The 14,549-nt window shown below is 42.6% G+C and carries 17 protein-coding genes; 7 read left to right on the top strand and 10 right to left on the bottom strand.

The features are described from left to right. Positions 1 to 111: 111 nt before the first annotated feature. Together LC455_RS13575 and LC455_RS13570 are read right to left on the bottom strand one after the other, a co-directional pair. The gene (locus LC455_RS13575; RefSeq protein ID WP_223591552.1) at positions 112 to 1,275 is read right to left on the bottom strand and encodes an endonuclease Q family protein; all 1,164 of its coding nucleotides are present in this window, start codon (positions 1,273 to 1,275) and stop codon (positions 112 to 114) included. Then, complete coding sequence (locus LC455_RS13570; protein ID WP_223591551.1) at positions 1,272 to 1,826, bottom strand: NUDIX hydrolase; 555 nt, start codon at positions 1,824 to 1,826, stop codon at positions 1,272 to 1,274. The genes LC455_RS13575 and LC455_RS13570 overlap by 4 nt, the downstream gene beginning before the upstream one ends. 70 nt (positions 1,827 to 1,896) lie before the next feature. On the opposite strand from LC455_RS13570, the gene mciZ reads away from it, so the two are divergent. Both mciZ and LC455_RS13560 read left to right on the top strand, forming a co-directional pair. Beyond that, positions 1,897 to 2,028, top strand: coding sequence for a Z-ring formation inhibitor MciZ (mciZ, locus tag LC455_RS13565; protein WP_223591550.1), 132 nt, complete (start codon positions 1,897 to 1,899; stop codon positions 2,026 to 2,028). 67 nt (positions 2,029 to 2,095) lie between these two features. Then, positions 2,096 to 3,007: an aldo/keto reductase gene (locus LC455_RS13560; protein ID WP_223591549.1), complete on the top strand. Its 912-nt coding sequence runs from the start codon at positions 2,096 to 2,098 to the stop codon at positions 3,005 to 3,007. Between the two features lie 27 nt (positions 3,008 to 3,034). Here the strand turns inward: LC455_RS13560 and LC455_RS13555 are convergent, their stop codons facing one another. The 4 genes from LC455_RS13555 to LC455_RS13540 all read right to left on the bottom strand — a co-directional run bounded on the left by LC455_RS13555 (position 3,035) and on the right by LC455_RS13540 (position 5,978). Then, positions 3,035 to 3,289: a YqkE family protein gene (locus LC455_RS13555; protein ID WP_223591548.1), complete on the bottom strand. Its 255-nt coding sequence runs from the start codon at positions 3,287 to 3,289 to the stop codon at positions 3,035 to 3,037. An 88-nt stretch (positions 3,290 to 3,377) separates the two neighbouring features. Next, positions 3,378 to 4,046, bottom strand: coding sequence for a 3-oxoacid CoA-transferase subunit B (locus LC455_RS13550; protein WP_223591547.1), 669 nt, complete (start codon positions 4,044 to 4,046; stop codon positions 3,378 to 3,380). Positions 4,047 to 4,070: 24 nt separating this feature from the next. Further along, positions 4,071 to 4,760 (bottom strand): CoA transferase subunit A, encoded by a 690-nt coding sequence (locus tag LC455_RS13545; protein ID WP_223591545.1) that lies wholly within the window; start codon positions 4,758 to 4,760, stop codon positions 4,071 to 4,073. A 30-nt stretch (positions 4,761 to 4,790) separates the two neighbouring features. After that, complete coding sequence (locus tag LC455_RS13540; RefSeq protein WP_223591543.1) at positions 4,791 to 5,978, bottom strand: acetyl-CoA C-acetyltransferase; 1,188 nt, start codon at positions 5,976 to 5,978, stop codon at positions 4,791 to 4,793. 146 nt (positions 5,979 to 6,124) lie between these two features. Between LC455_RS13540 and LC455_RS13535 the strand changes: the two genes are divergently transcribed. The 3 genes from LC455_RS13535 (at position 6,125) to LC455_RS13525 (ending at position 8,375) form a co-directional block, all read left to right on the top strand. After that, positions 6,125 to 7,030 (top strand): hydroxymethylglutaryl-CoA lyase, encoded by a 906-nt coding sequence (locus LC455_RS13535; protein WP_223591541.1) that lies wholly within the window; start codon positions 6,125 to 6,127, stop codon positions 7,028 to 7,030. A 70-nt stretch (positions 7,031 to 7,100) separates the two neighbouring features. Next, positions 7,101 to 7,241 carry a hypothetical protein gene (locus tag LC455_RS13530; RefSeq protein WP_223591538.1) on the top strand — a complete coding sequence of 47 codons (141 nt, stop codon included), beginning with the start codon at positions 7,101 to 7,103 and terminating at the stop codon, positions 7,239 to 7,241. Between the two features lie 213 nt (positions 7,242 to 7,454). After that, the gene (locus tag LC455_RS13525; RefSeq protein ID WP_223591536.1) at positions 7,455 to 8,375 is read left to right on the top strand and encodes an alpha/beta hydrolase; all 921 of its coding nucleotides are present in this window, start codon (positions 7,455 to 7,457) and stop codon (positions 8,373 to 8,375) included. An 18-nt stretch (positions 8,376 to 8,393) separates the two neighbouring features. Here LC455_RS13525 and LC455_RS13520 read toward each other — a convergent pair whose 3' ends face one another. Continuing rightward, entirely contained in the window at positions 8,394 to 8,726 is a 333-nt protein-coding gene (locus LC455_RS13520) for an iron-sulfur cluster biosynthesis family protein (protein WP_223591534.1), read from the bottom strand. Positions 8,727 to 8,791: 65 nt separating this feature from the next. On the opposite strand from LC455_RS13520, the gene LC455_RS13515 reads away from it, so the two are divergent. Beyond that, positions 8,792 to 8,998, top strand: coding sequence for a CDGSH iron-sulfur domain-containing protein (locus LC455_RS13515; RefSeq protein WP_223591532.1), 207 nt, complete (start codon positions 8,792 to 8,794; stop codon positions 8,996 to 8,998). A gap of 38 nt (positions 8,999 to 9,036) precedes the next feature. Here LC455_RS13515 and LC455_RS13510 read toward each other — a convergent pair whose 3' ends face one another. Both LC455_RS13510 and LC455_RS13505 read right to left on the bottom strand, forming a co-directional pair. Next, a complete protein-coding gene (locus tag LC455_RS13510) occupies positions 9,037 to 9,375 on the bottom strand; it encodes a YolD-like family protein (RefSeq protein ID WP_223591530.1) in 339 nt (112 codons plus the stop codon). A 22-nt stretch (positions 9,376 to 9,397) separates the two neighbouring features. Continuing rightward, complete coding sequence (locus LC455_RS13505; protein WP_223591529.1) at positions 9,398 to 10,657, bottom strand: Y-family DNA polymerase; 1,260 nt, start codon at positions 10,655 to 10,657, stop codon at positions 9,398 to 9,400. A 166-nt stretch (positions 10,658 to 10,823) separates the two neighbouring features. On the opposite strand from LC455_RS13505, the gene LC455_RS13500 reads away from it, so the two are divergent. Then, positions 10,824 to 11,015, top strand: coding sequence for a YqzH family protein (locus tag LC455_RS13500; RefSeq protein WP_223591528.1), 192 nt, complete (start codon positions 10,824 to 10,826; stop codon positions 11,013 to 11,015). Between the two features lie 241 nt (positions 11,016 to 11,256). Here the strand turns inward: LC455_RS13500 and LC455_RS13495 are convergent, their stop codons facing one another. Then, positions 11,257 to 14,424: a DEAD/DEAH box helicase gene (locus LC455_RS13495; protein ID WP_223591527.1), complete on the bottom strand. Its 3,168-nt coding sequence runs from the start codon at positions 14,422 to 14,424 to the stop codon at positions 11,257 to 11,259. Positions 14,425 to 14,549 lie beyond the last annotated feature (125 nt).

Raw genomic sequence — 14,549 nt, 5'->3', positions numbered from 1 at the left:
TTTGTCAATCGGTTATTACAATCTATGCCTAATCTAGTATTTCTATTACCATAATTTAATACAATTTAATAGAGTATAGGAAAAATCCCGGCAGCACATACTGCCGGGATTTTAATCCGCAATTTTACCATATTTTCCGCCGCCGCCAGCTGCTAGATTTATTTTTCCTTCCCTTGCTTTCATGATAAGGTCGGCTATTTTGGCCGGAACTACCTCTTTTAATGCTTCATGTGGTACTTCATGTAATATAGCCATTTCACTGCCGAAATGATTCACCAGTTTTTCAAGTAACTTCGGCCCTAGGCCAGGGATAAATTCCAGTGGTACTTGATGAACATAGGGAGGGCGGCCAGGAGGACTTTCATCTGCCGTTTTCAATTCCAGAATTCGGTCAGCCACTCCTTTTACGATTTTCTTATTTCCACATAAATCACAAAGCTGATCTTCCTCACTAACATGATTTAAACATTCTGCGCAGACAGTTTTATGATATTTCCCCAGCAGTGGATCAAGCCCATAGTTTGCAATAATTTGCCGGCCGTCTTCTCCTTTTAATGCTTTTTGCAGTTCAAGGAAGGTTGGTTCTTTCATCGCAGCCACTTGATATTCACGGGCAATCTTTGCAAGGGAATGCGCGTCTGAATTCGTTACAAACGTATAGCGGTGCAATTCTCCTAATTGATCAGCCATGCTTGTATCTGAGCTTAGTCCAAGCTCTATCCCGTCTATTAAATCGGGATCCAGTACCTCTGTTAGTGAATGATTGACCCCTTTTCCATATAAACTTTTAAAGGGCGTGAAAACATGGGCGGGAATGAAAATGCCTCCAAGCTCTTTTACTTTTGTTTGCAATACCCGACCTGATACATAGATTCTTTGTGAACTTAATTGAATATTTTTCAAGTGGTTCGACAACCATGCTGAGAATTCTCTCATAATCGTTAGGTTTGGAAAATAGCATAGCAAATGAATTGGACCATTGCATTGCTCATCATAGATCTCCAACTCCGACCCCGGGATAACCGTTAAGTCTCCAAATACTAAGCCACCATCCGGATGCTCATAAATTTCACCACTGTCAATCAGACTTTCCATCTCGAGAATGACCTCTGGTGAATGGCTGTCGATTATTCCGACCATATTGAGCCCTTTTTCGTGCCTGGCATGTTCGATAATATTTGTAAAAGTTAACGATTTGGCCCCGGTAATTTTGACCGGTTTGCCTGTCCAAGTTCTGCCAATATGAATATGTAAATCTACATAATAACGATTCATTTTTTTCCTAATGCCCTTTGCAATTGTAAATATTGGACAGCATAGATCGTTTTCGCATCATAAATTTTTTGTTCCTTGACATATTGTAAAGCTTCTTCAAGAGTTAATTCCTCGAGATTCACAAATTCGTCTTCATCAAGTGCGGCGGAATTTTCTATTTTTGATAAGCCCTTTGCCAAATATACATGGACGATTTCATCAGCAAAACCTGGTGAAGTATAAAAGGAAGTGAGTAATTCAAGACTTTCACATCCATAGCCGGTCTCTTCCTCGAGCTCGCGGCGGGCACAGACAGCTGGTTCTTCCCCTTTTTCCAGCTTTCCTGCAGGTATTTCCACAATCGTTCTTTCCAACGCTTTTCGGTATTGTTCGACCATGATGATCTTTTCATCATTGGTGACAGCTAAAATAGCAACTGCCCCGGGATGTTTGACGATTTCCCGTTTGGACTGCTTTCCATTTGGCAGTTCAACATCCTGTAAATGAAGACTGATTACCTTTCCTGAAAAAATTTCTTCACTATGAAGCGTTTTTTCTTCAAGTTTGCTCATTAAGGTCACTCCTGTTCTATTCCGATAATCTGCTCATACATTTTACCATACTTAAACTGGAGGGGTATGGATGAAGGTCGTCGTGCACGAAAAAGGAATTATCCTTGTCGGAAAGGGCTGGGAGATTCTTCAAAAGCTTAAGGAATATAACAAGGATTATACTTTCGTTTCGGAATGGGTTCAAAATATTGCGCAAAAATGAGTTCTGCTGTTTGTAGTCTGCCCTGTTCTTTTTGTAAAATGATAGAAAAAAGAACGGGGTGTTTTTTTTGAAAAAAAGAAGATTAGGAGCCTCCGATTTGTATGTTACCGAGTTAGGGCTCGGCTGTATGTCCATCGGAACAGATGAGCTTTCTTCGAGAAAAATCATCGAAGCAGCACTTGAGGAAGGAATCAACTATTTCGATACAGCTGATTTATATGATTTCGGTGAAAATGAGAAAATCGTCGGAAGTGCGTTAAAGGATGTCCGTGAACAGGTGATTATTGCGACTAAAGTCGGGAATCGCTGGAAGGAGGATCGAAGCGGCTGGTCGTGGGACCCTTCTAAAGCCTATATAAAAGAAGCAGTGAAAAACAGTCTGAAACGGCTGGGAACAGACTATATTGATCTTTATCAATTGCATGGCGGCACGATTGAGGACCCGATTGACGAAACGATCGAAGCATTTGAGGAATTAAAGGAAGAAGGCTTGATTCGCTATTATGGCATCTCATCGATTCGGCCGAATGTGATTCGCGAATATGTGAGGAAATCTGGGATGGTTTCTGTTATGATGCAGTACAGCATGTTAGACCGAAGGCCTGAAGAAGAGGCATTACCCCTGCTTCATGAAAAAGGCATCAGTGCTGTTACCCGGGGACCGCTTGCAAAAGGGCTGCTTAGCGATAAGCTGCTTGAAAAAGCATCTGAAAAGGGGTATTTGGATTATTCCTACGAAGAGTTAAGAGAGACGCTTGGCTTATTAAAAGAAAAAGTGGGGGCTGGCCGCTCGTTTACAGAAGTGGCGCTGCAATACAATCTAGCAAACCCTGCTGTCGCATCTGTTGTTGCCGGTGCGAGCAGTGCAGAACAGATTAGAGGCAATGCCAAGGCGGTAAGAAGCCAGCCATTGACGGATCAAGAGGTTGCGCTAATCAAAGACTTAACAAAGAATAATATTTATCCAGAACATCGGTAAAGGAGAGCAGCTGCCCTCCTTTTTTTATTATTTAAACTCCTTCCAGTTCATCCCGCTTTCGTTCAATAACTCTTCAAATGATTTATTCTTTTCTTTTAATCTGCGTTCTTCCCGTTTTTTTGCTTCTTCCTCTTGTTTTTTTCTTTCTTCTTCCGCCTTTAATTGATTCTGCTGATCTTTTAACTGCTTAATTAAGTCTGGATTAATCATATCTTTAAGTGTTACGGGTTTGTCATCTGTTTTTGGTTTAGATTGATTTTTTTGTTTCGCTTTCTTTTTCATTCTAAAATCCTCCAGAATTCAATTATTCCTTTTATTATATCATGAAAAAAGCAGGCTGTTTGTTTACACAGCCTGCTTAAACTTTTCTTTAATATGCTTCTAGTTTAACACTTTCATCGACATTTAGTGCTGCTTCCGTCGAATTTACGACTTCCTCTACGGTAAAACCTTTTGCTACTTCCACAAGCCGCAAACCGGAAGCTGTGACATCCATAACGGCGCGTTCCGTGATAATCCGGTTGACGACCCCTTTCCCTGTTAATGGAAGAGTGCATTGTTTTAGAATTTTTGACTCGCCTTTTTTATTGACGTGCTCCATGATAACTATGATTTTCTGAGCGCCGTGAACAAGGTCCATCGCCCCGCCCATTCCTTTAATCATTTTTCCTGGAATCATCCAGTTTGCAAGATCGCCAGTTTCGGAGACTTCCATTCCACCGAGGATTGCCAGGTTCACATGTCCGCCGCGAATCATCGCAAACGATTCAGCACTGTCAAAATAGGCTGCACCGCTGACCGCTGTAACCGTTTCTTTCCCTGCATTTATTAAATCCGGGTCCACTTCATCTTCATGTGGATATGGACCAATTCCTAAAAGGCCATTTTCTGATTGCAAAACAACCTGTTTGTTATCCGTTATATAATTGGCAACGAGGGTTGGCATACCGATTCCTAGGTTTACATAAAAGCCGTTTTCAATTTCCTTCTCTGCCCTAATCGCAATTCTCTCTCTGACAGAGACTTTCTCATTCGCCATTTACACTACTCCCTTCTACCAACTTTATTTACTTATAGTTAATCGCTCGATTCGTTTCTCCTGGGTTCCTTCGATCATGGCTTGCACATAGATGCTTGGGGTATGAATAAAATTCGGATCCAATTCTCCGATTTCATAGAGTGTTTCTACTTCAGCAATCGTTACTCTGCCAGCAGCCGCAATCATAGGATTAAAGTTTCGGGCTGTTTTGTGGTAAACGAGATTGCCCATTTTGTCGCCCTTCCATGCCCGCACCAAGCTAAAATCAGCTGTCAGCGCTTCTTCTAAAAGGTATTCCCGACCTTTAAAAACTTTTGTTTCTTTGCCTTCAGCAATCGGCGTCCCTACCCCGGCAGGAGTATAAAACGCTGGAATGCCGGCGCCGCCTGCTCGAATTTTTTCCGCTAATGTGCCTTGAGGTGTCAATTCCACTTCCAGCTCTCCTGTCAAAACCTGTCTCTCAAACTCTTTATTTTCCCCGACATAGGAGCCGATCATTTTTTTAATTTGCTTATTATTTAATAGGAGACCGAGCCCCCACTCATCAATTCCACAGTTATTAGAAATAACGGTTAAATCCTTTACGCCTTTCTCTGCTAACGCTAAAATCAGGTTTTCAGGTATCCCGCACAAACCAAATCCACCTACCATCAGCGTCGCTCCATCATGAATATCGGCAACTGCTTCCTGGAAGGATGTACAAATTTTCTTCATTTTCGTTCTCTCCCCCTTATCATGAACGTTTTATGCAAGCTCAACAATCGTTGCGACACCTTGCCCGCCGCCAATACAAAGAGTAGCCAATCCTACGCGCGCCTGTCTCTTTTTCATTTCGTGGATTAAGGTAACCAAAATTCTCGCCCCGCTTGCTCCGATAGGGTGGCCGAGAGCAATGGCGCCGCCATTTACATTGAGAATTTCTTTATTAAACTGAAGCTCACGGTCTACAGCCAGTGATTGTGCCGCAAAGGCTTCATTTGCTTCGATTAATTCAATCTCCTCCATCGAAACAGCTGCCTTTTCCAATGCTTTTCTTACGGCAGGTACCGGACCAATTCCCATGATGCTTGGGTCTACACCGGCACTGGCATTTGCTTTAATAGTTACTAATGGTTCAAGACCTAGTTCTTCGGCCTTTTTCTTACTCATGACCACTACAGCAGCCGCGCCATCATTAATTCCTGAAGCATTTCCTGCCGTTACCGTGCCATCCTTTTTAAACGCTGTTCTCAACCCGGCCAATTTTTCTGCAGTTGTTCCTTTTTTCGGATATTCATCCACAGCAAAAACAATTGGCTCCCCTTTACGCTGCGGGATAACAACAGGAACGATTTCATCATTAAACTTCCCTGCTTCAATCGCCTTCACAGCTTTGTCCTGACTCCATGCCGAAAATTCGTCCTGCTCTTCTCTTGTGATCGAATATTTGCTAGCAAGGTTTTCTGCGGTAATCCCCATATGATAGTCGTTAAATACACATGTAAGACCATCAGAAGTTAATGTATCCACTAATTTTTGGTCGCCCATTTTAAAGCCGTCCCGGGCATTTTTTAATAGGTATGGCGCCTGGCTCATATTTTCCATTCCGCCAGCCACTACGATTTCAGCATCACCCGCCAAAATGGCTTGCGTCGCAAGGTGAACAGCCTTAAGTCCGGAACCGCAAACTTTATTAATCGTCATTGAGGAAACGCTTTCAGGAATGCCCGCTTGAATAGCCGCCTGCCTTGCCGGGTTTTGCCCGAGGCCTGCCTGGAGAACATTTCCCATAATTACCTCATCCACTTGATCTGGCTTTACTCCTGCCTGCTCAAGTGCCCCTTTGATAACAGTCGCTCCCAGCTCCGGTGCGGATATATTTTTTAAACTTCCGTTAAAGTTTCCAAGTGCAGTTCGGACCGCACTGACAATGACTACTTCTATTTGACTCATTATCTTTCTCTCCCCTTCAACCTTTTTTACCTTTACTACTTCTAGTTTAACACGGAAATTCCTCTAATTTTGTCAAAATTTCATTTTTTCTTGATTTTTTAAAAATAACGGCACTACAATGAAAGTATGAAAATGGGAGGGGAAAAATGATGCTTAATTTACCAAAAAAGGTGACCATTATTGAGGTTGGTCCGCGCGATGGTCTGCAAAATGAGAAGTTATTCGTACCGACTGATATAAAAAAACAATTTATTGCCGCTTTAAGAGATGCCGGGCTTCAGGAAATGGAGCTGACTTCGTTTGTTTCGCCAAAATGGGTGCCGCAAATGGGCGATGCGGCTGAAATTGTCACTGATTGCCTCGATGATAGGACAAGAAATATTGTCCTTGCGCCGAATCGAAAAGGGATTGACCGTGTTTATTCCACCGATTGCAAAGCGGTTGCCGTGTTTGTTGGGGTGAGCAACACTTTTAATCTAAAAAATATAAATAAATCAACGAAGGGTAGTATGGAAGAATTAAAACCCATCATCCAAGAATTAAAAGAAAAGAATTATTTTGTTCGCGCCTGCATTTCTACCTCTTTTTATTGTCCTTATGAAGGGAAAATCAATGAGATTGACACATTGGCGCTTTGCCGTGATTTTGTAGAGGCTGGTGCCGATGAATTAAGCGTGGCCGATACGATTGGGATGGCTGCACCTGATGAAGCCTACTCTTTGTTTTCTCAACTAAAAGCAGAATTCCCTGGGGTTCTTTTAACAGCCCATTTTCATGACACCCGGAAGCTTGCCTTAGCCAATATTTTAGCTTCCCTTCAAGCAGGAATTGACCGATTTGATTCTTCTGCCGGCGGGCTTGGCGGCTGCCCTTTCGCACCTGGAGCCAGCGGAAATGCGGCAACAGAGGACGTAGTTTACATGCTTGAGCGGATGGGAATTGAAACAGGAGTTAATCTCGAAAAGCTCGTGGATGCGATTGAAATCGTCCGGCCTCATCTTTCAAGGTCCATCGATAGCGGATATTATCGTTTACATGCTCAAACCATTTAGATTTTTGAATAATCACCCTTCTATCTATGCATCTTATTAGATGAAGCTACCTTGAAGGGAGATTGATTTTATGAGCCAAAAACGTGACAAAGGAAACAGCCAAAAGGGCAAAGACTATGCAGAAACAGGCGGTGGCGGCACACGGACGATGGCCGCTGAAGAGATGAACAAAGCGATTCATCCGACGAAGCGACAAAATGCAGAGTCATAATAAAAAAGCGGAAGCGCCTTGCCCAGGGAAAAAAGCAGTTCATTTTTTCCTAGGCGCTGGAGCTGGACAGTTCTCAAAGTGCGATGTTATGTAATTTGTATTATGAGCTTAAGCCGCTAAATTGGAATCAGCGGCTTTTTTCATGTTAAAATTTATGGGCGCATGAAGTTTATTTTTCATATGTTATATTAAACATTTCGGGAGGTGCCGCTTTTGAAAAAGGCATTTCGAGCTTTGTTCATTTTATTGTTTTTCTGGTTATCTCTCGCTTTATATTTTACAAACCGGATTATGTATATGAAAAAAAAGGACGAGGATTTTATCTTAAAGCGGGAAAAGGATGCTGGCAGGTATAATCCTGATGAATTTGATTCCCTTCCACAACGAGAAGTGGATATACCTTCTCCTTTCGGCTACACCATTAAAGCCGTTTTGGTTGAACCGCACGAGACCAACCGCTATATCGTAATTACCCATGGTGTAACCGAAACGAAAATTAATTCGATTAAATATGCAAACCTTTTCCTTGAGCGCGGGTTCAATGCCTTGATTTATGACCACCGCCGCCACGGAGAATCCGGAGGGAAAACCACCAGCTTTGGCCACTATGAAAAATTTGATTTAAAAACAATTGTTGACTGGCTAAAAAAAGAAAAAGGTCCTAATCTTGAACTTGGAATTCACGGTGAATCGATGGGGGCAGCAACGATGCTGTTATATGCAGGTCTTTTAGAGGATGGCGCTGATTTCTATATTGCCGACTGTCCATTTTCTGATTTTAAAGAACAGCTTGCCTATCTGATTAAAAAGGATTTTAAACTCATCCCTGGACTCTTGCTGCCGATTGGTGACACTCTTTTAAGGTTACGTGATAAATATTCCATTCGAAATGTTTCTCCGATTTCGGTCATTGAGAACATCAAACATCCCGTTTTGTTCATTCACAGCCAAAAGGATGATTTTATTCTTCCTACCATGACGAAAGAGTTATTTGAGCAAAAGAAAGGGCCGAAAATGCTCTATCTTGCAGCAAACGGGCGGCATGCCCAATCCTTTAACGAAAATCCCGCCGACTACGCACGGGTGGTTGATGAATTTCTGCAAAAATATGTTCACCATCCCTTGCCTAATTAAAACAGACTGTCCATTGGATCAGTCTGTTTTTTCTTTCAGGATTAGGCTCATATGTCCGTTTAGAATTTGCCCTGGGCTTTTTAATTGAAAGCAATTAGTTGCCTTGGAAAAATCAATTTTCATTTGTTCATCAAAGAAGACCATTTTGGATTTTTCCACATAAACCGTTCTATCGTTTGTTTCAATCGCGATGTCGGTATCATCTAGTTCAGTAACATGCCATAGGGCAATTACGCCGTTTACGGCGCAGCCGCAGCCATCTGTATCATATTTTAATTTTAAATAGCCTTCACGGTTTTCGGTTCTTTCATTGATTTTTCCTGCCGCTTCCGCTGTTATGGTGATTTCCACGTTTAAAGCTCCTCTCTTTTGGCATATGATGATTGTATCATATGTTTTTAAAGGAGTGTCAGTTTATGTCCAAAGTTCAAATCAAAGTAAATGATAACGGCTCTCTAAGAATCACCGGTGATGTGGAGCTGCTAGATGGTGAAGGCAATGTTTATACTACTAAACCTTCTTTTTCTCTTTGCCGATGTGGCTTATCAAAAAACAAACCTTTTTGCGATGGCTCGCATAAAGGAAATTTCGAATCACAAGTCCGGGTTCCTGAAGGTGAATAGATTAAGAAACGCGGCTTCATATAGAAGCCGCGTTTTTTTTATGTGTCCGTCAGCCTTATATCGGCAATCGCATCTATGGGAATCCGGTGCACTTCTTCAAAGCGGTCTACTACATGAAGCCTTTGGGCCATTTCGTCCCAGTAATGAATTTTGCCAATCACAATTTCATAGTTCCGGTTATGGTAATGCGTAATTGTAACGTATTGATCAAATTCAATTGCTTCAGACAAGGTCTCATTCATGAGTTCGAGCTGCTGCTCATCCATTTCTCTTTTCTGTTCGTATTCATCTTCTTTTACCCAATCCCGGAGCAATTTCACATGCTCAGGAAGCATCATCGACGTCCATTTGATTCTGCCGCGGTCGCGAATCGTCATACGCCTCTACCTTCTTTCCCAATTACATTTTATGTCCGCCTACTAGTGTTGCCCTATGCTTTGCAGTTCCAGCGGCTGTATAGGAAACAGCGCGCAGCAGTGAGCCTGAACCGAAGCGCCGGCGGACCGAATCCACTACATAGCCAAGCTCCCGCCTCTTGTAGGCCCCCAAGTCAAAAAGATCAAGCTGAAGCTCGCTGTCGTCGACTATATTTCCGAGAGCAATCGCAATTTGCCTTACCGTCTTGCCAGTATAATTTTCATGAAACAATTCAAGGCAGACGCGGTAAAGCTCCATCGTTTCATTTGTTGGCTGCCTGATCGTACGGGAGCGATGAAAGCCGCCGCCAAATTCATCTTGGCTGTAACCGACGCTGAGACTAATGGTCCTCCCTGCCTTTCGGCGCGTTCTTGTTCTCCGGGCCACTTCCTCGCACATTTCTAAAATAACGGCCTTGATTTCCTTTTCCTCTTTATAATCCCTTAAGAGAATTTGGCTTTTTCCAAAACTGATTTGCCCTTGGATGATTGGGGCTCCCAGCTCAGAAAGATCCACTCCCCAGGCATGGTGATAAAGCTGGTTCCCCATAATGCCGAACTTCTTTTCCAGCTTTTCTAAATCATAGCGGGCCAGCTGGCCAACCGTAAAAATCCCCATTCCGTTTAATGTCTTTTCGACACGCCGGCCAATTCCCCACATTTCCCTAAGCGGGGATACGTTCCAAAGCTTTGTTTTTACATCTTCATACGTCCACTCGGCCACTCCTTTTTTCTTTGCGTCCAGATCCAGACAAAGCTTTGACATGAGCATGTTCGGTCCAATGCCGACGGCGCAAGGCAGCTGAAATTCCCGTTCAATATCGTCCTTTATTTTTTCAGCAATCGTCCGGGCATCCCCCCATAAATGAATCGCGCCATCGACTTTAATAAAGCTTTCATCGACGCTGTACGTATGGATGGCTTCTTTTGGAACGTAGCGGTTAAAGACACGGGAAATTTCAGTTGAAACACGTAAGTAAGTTGCCATCCTTGGCTCAACAATTTGAATTCTTGGGTCTTTTGGAATCTCGAATAGCCGTGAACCTGTTTTAATCCCAAATTCCTTTTTGAGGCGCGGGGAAGCAGCAAGCACGACACTTCCCTGCCGATCCAAGTTGCCAGCCACCGCTAAATAGCAATTCAATGGGTCAAGACCTCTCATAACAGCTGAACAGCTTGCATAAAAGCTCTTCATATCTACACATAGAATTTTATTTTGCGGCAGTGTGCTATAATCCACCATGGCTTTCCCCTCACAGTTTATTTTAAAAAAAGTAGAACATTTGTTCTTTATTATTATATTTATTATGATAAGCGAATATACGTTCTCGTTCAATGGAAATTTTTTGACTGTTTTTTTAGATGGAGATTAAGCGACAAAACAGTATAATAACGATGAGGTGCTTTTTATGGAGAAAAAATTAGTCGTTAAAATGATCAAGAATTGTTTTAAACAGTATTATGAGGCGGATTCGCTGCCTGTTGATGAGAAAGATTTGGAGGCACTTGTGAATCGGATTCTTCAAACAAAAGACGAAGAACCGACTGCGGATTTATATGAGGTAGTAAATGATATGGTGTATGAATTTTTAACACAATAACGAGAACTCATGAGGACAAAAATAACAGGAAAACTAGAATGCTGTCCTCATGAAAGGCTCATGAGAACAAAAATAGTGGGAAAACCTAGAATGTTGTCCTCATGAAGGGCTCATGAGGACAGAAACAGTGAGAAAAACCTAGAATGCTGTCCTCATGAAGGGCTCATGAGAACAAAAATAGCAGGAAAACCTAGAATGCTGTCCTCATGGAAGGCTCATGAGGACAAAAATAGCAGGAAGTTTAAGATAATATTTCTTGTATATCCTCTTCGGTTAATACGGAATTGCCCTGCTCCTCGGAGTCAATGATTTCTTCAATCAGCTGTCTTTTTTTGTCCTGCAGTTCGCTGATTTTCTCTTCGATGGTGCCCCGGGAAACAAGCTTGATGACCTGGACAACATTTTTCTGGCCAATGCGATGGGCCCGGTCTGCGGCCTGTTCCTCGACAGCCGGATTCCACCAAATGTCATACAAAATGACCGTGTCCGCTCCCGTCAAATTGAGCCCTGTACCGCCAGCCTTAAGCGAAATAAGGAAAAAATCACGTTCCCCTTCATTAAATCGATTGCAGATTTCCAAGCGTTCTTCAGACGGAGTAGCCCCATCAAGATAGAAAAATGGAAGGTCCTTAACCGCTAAATTTCTCCCTATAAGACCGAGCATTTTTGTAAACTGGGAGAAAATCAACACCCGCCTTCCTGAAAGCCTGGATTCCTCAATAAGTCTCATCAGCATTTCAAATTTTGCAGAGCTGCCTTTGTAACCGTCCACAAACAAAGCCGGATGGCAGCAAATCTGCCGCAAGCGCGTTAAACCTGCGAGGATTTTTATCCGGTTCTTCCGGATAGTTTCCTTGTCCAAATGCTTAAGTGTATCCTCTCGAAGCTTGGCCAAATACGCCGCATACAGCTTCTTTTGATCTGGAAGAAGTTCTGCTGATTCCGTAAACTCTAATTTTTCCGGAAGCTCGGAAACGACGTCTTCCTTCATCCTGCGCAATAAGAATGGACGGACTCTCCGGGAGATCTTTTTCCTTGATAGGTTTGAGAATTCCTTTAAGCCACGAAATAGTTCAGGAAAGACGACATGAAAAATAGACCAGAGTTCTTCGAGAGAATTTTCCACCGGTGTTCCTGTCAAGGCAAACCGATAATCCGCTTTAAGCTTTTTAACCGCTCGTGCCGTTTGAGTCAGCGGGTTCTTAAAGGCTTGAGCTTCATCAAAAAAGACAGTGTGGAACTCTTGTTTCTCGTACCATTTGAGATCCCGCCGCAGCAAAGGATACGAAGTAATAACCACGTCCATTTGCAAAGCTTCCTTCAGGATACGATGCCTCTCAGCTTGATTGCCATCCACGACAACAGCTTGAATTTCCGAAGCGAATTTCATTATTTCACTCAGCCAGTTATACGATAAAGAGGAAGGACAGACGATTAGAACTGGCTGCTTCTTTGAACGGATAATCGAAAGCTCTGATAAAATAAACGAGATGCTTTGCAGCGTTTTTCCAAGGCCCATATCATCAGCCAGAATTCCGCCAAACCCGTAATGGGCTAGTGTTTTCATCCATTTGTAACCGCGTTTTTGATAGTCACGTAAAATCGACTCTAAACTAGATGGCACCACAAACTCCAAGCTGCCGGGATTGCGGAGACTTTCGAGGAACTGACGAAAGGATTCTTCTGCGACGAATACCTGACTGTCATCAACGGAATCAAGCAGCGGCAGTCCCTGCATAATCGATAGCTCGAAGCTGTCTTCAAGATTTTTCTTCTCCGCTGGTATTTCCGCTAAAAACCGTTGGATTTCCTTAAACTCCCGTGTCTCCAACGACAATAGCGCACCATTCCGGAGCCGATAATATTTCCGCTTTTCCTCTAAGGCCGCTAAAACTTCTTTAATTTGCTGCTCTGGAATTCCTAGTTCAAATTTAAATTCGAGCCAGTTTGTTCTTTCTTTTTTCACCTTTACTCTCAAGCCCGGGCGGGGATTCTCTCTAAAAATCCTGTTTCTTACAGCTGTTGTGGCATAAATTTGCACTAGCTTTTGAAGCTTCGGGACAGTATGGTAAAGAAACGCATATTCTAATTCTTCATTGTGAAGGTAATAACCGCCTTCAGTTTTGAAAAATGAACTCTCCTCCATAAGCTGCAAAATCTGGCTCTCCTTTTCCTCATCTCGGATTACTCTAGAACCAGCATGAATATCCTGCTTCTCTAAAGGATTGATAACAACATGATCATAATGAAACTCCAGCCCTGCTAACAGGCGATTTTTCACCCGGTCCACGTACAATTTGGCAATCAGCGGCGTTTTCCTATACTCTTTTGCCAGTGCATCAGAAAGCTGGACATAACCTATTTTTTTTAAGCCAGGAACTACTTTTTCTAAAAAATGCTGGATTTGTACCTGAGGGATGGAAATTTGATTCGTTCCTGATGCAGCCAGCAGATGGTTAAGATCGGACAACCGCTGGCAGTCCTCCGTTTTCATCGTGACGATTTTCCCTGCAGATAAAACAGACCCGTATGAATCTAAGATAATCATATTAGATAATCCTTTGACCTTAAGAAAATAGCCAGTGCCTTCCGCCTCGCTAAATTCAAACTTTAACGGAGGCAGCTCGGCCGTAACAATTAAACTATCATAGGTATTGCCATTGTATTTTAGCTTCACCAATGGTGCCTTCGTAAGCAATGGCTGTAGCTCCTTCCAGGAAGATGGCGGAATAGGAAGAAGTTTTGACTCGCCAGTGTGCTTATTATCTTGAATCACTTGTATTAGTTTCTTAATCACGGAATCAATTTCAGGTTGAAAGCAATGCAAGTAAGGTTCATAGCTGAATAGGCTAGAAAACATAATTGGCCGTCCCTGATCAACGGCGCTAAGAAAGTCCCGGATGTTTGGTACTGTTATTGGTCCAATCTTTATCTCCATTCCGAGTAGGTACTGTTCATCAATCAAAATGGGTTCACAGGTAAGTTCGACTTCAAGCACGGTTCTATTTTCAAAATGGAGCTGATGCCCACTAGAGCGTATCGGCTGATTATTGAAGAGGTTCAGCACGCCCTCAGCTAAATTCTCCCCACTGTTTGAAGAAACCTCTCGAAAGGGAGTGGTTCCTTTACGTTGATGGTCATGGATAGCTAGCAATACCGCCGCAATATGCTGACAATCCTTTTGAAAGGAAGTCAACACAGGACAGGTGCACTTTGATCGAAAACCACCGTTGTCTTCCCTTTCAATCACAACATGGAAATCCTCAGTTCCTGATACTATTGCTTCACATCGGACAGGACCGTAATTTTCAAAGGTTACTTTGTTGGAACGGTAAAAAGCCTCTCCTCTTTTGAAGGAGACAGTCCCGCACATTTCTTTAATCATTTTTGAGTGTAATCTAATATTCAATGGCTGACTCCTTCCTGAGGAATTTTTTAATCTTAAGCGGCAAATTTAACTTTAGAAAGTCGTTATATACTTTTCATATCGACCGTCAGCTACAAAAATTTACCTTTGACATCGTTATGAAACCC

The organism is Neobacillus bataviensis (assembly GCF_019969725.1).
The sequence above is the reverse complement of the archived record's forward strand: the minus strand, read 5'-3'. Positions and strand labels throughout refer to the sequence as shown.

Excerpts from the sequence above, each read along its gene's own strand:
- LC455_RS13515 (WP_223591532.1), top strand. The coding sequence starts at position 8,792 with ATGTCCAAAGTTCAAATCAAAGTAAATGATAACGGCTCTCTAAGAATC.
- LC455_RS13500 (WP_223591528.1), top strand. The coding sequence starts at position 10,824 with ATGGAGAAAAAATTAGTCGTTAAAATGATCAAGAATTGTTTTAAACAG.
- LC455_RS13575 (WP_223591552.1), bottom strand. The coding sequence starts at position 1,275 with ATGAATCGTTATTATGTAGATTTACATATTCATATTGGCAGAACTTGG.
- mciZ (WP_223591550.1), top strand. The coding sequence starts at position 1,897 with ATGAAGGTCGTCGTGCACGAAAAAGGAATTATCCTTGTCGGAAAGGGC.
- LC455_RS13550 (WP_223591547.1), bottom strand. The coding sequence starts at position 4,046 with ATGGCGAATGAGAAAGTCTCTGTCAGAGAGAGAATTGCGATTAGGGCA.
- LC455_RS13540 (WP_223591543.1), bottom strand. The coding sequence starts at position 5,978 with ATGAGTCAAATAGAAGTAGTCATTGTCAGTGCGGTCCGAACTGCACTT.
- LC455_RS13535 (WP_223591541.1), top strand. The coding sequence starts at position 6,125 with ATGATGCTTAATTTACCAAAAAAGGTGACCATTATTGAGGTTGGTCCG.
- LC455_RS13545 (WP_223591545.1), bottom strand. The coding sequence starts at position 4,760 with ATGAAGAAAATTTGTACATCCTTCCAGGAAGCAGTTGCCGATATTCAT.
- LC455_RS13570 (WP_223591551.1), bottom strand. The coding sequence starts at position 1,826 with ATGAGCAAACTTGAAGAAAAAACGCTTCATAGTGAAGAAATTTTTTCA.
- LC455_RS13505 (WP_223591529.1), bottom strand. The coding sequence starts at position 10,657 with ATGGTGGATTATAGCACACTGCCGCAAAATAAAATTCTATGTGTAGAT.
- LC455_RS13510 (WP_223591530.1), bottom strand. The coding sequence starts at position 9,375 with ATGACGATTCGCGACCGCGGCAGAATCAAATGGACGTCGATGATGCTT.
- LC455_RS13555 (WP_223591548.1), bottom strand. The coding sequence starts at position 3,289 with ATGAAAAAGAAAGCGAAACAAAAAAATCAATCTAAACCAAAAACAGAT.
- LC455_RS13530 (WP_223591538.1), top strand. The coding sequence starts at position 7,101 with ATGAGCCAAAAACGTGACAAAGGAAACAGCCAAAAGGGCAAAGACTAT.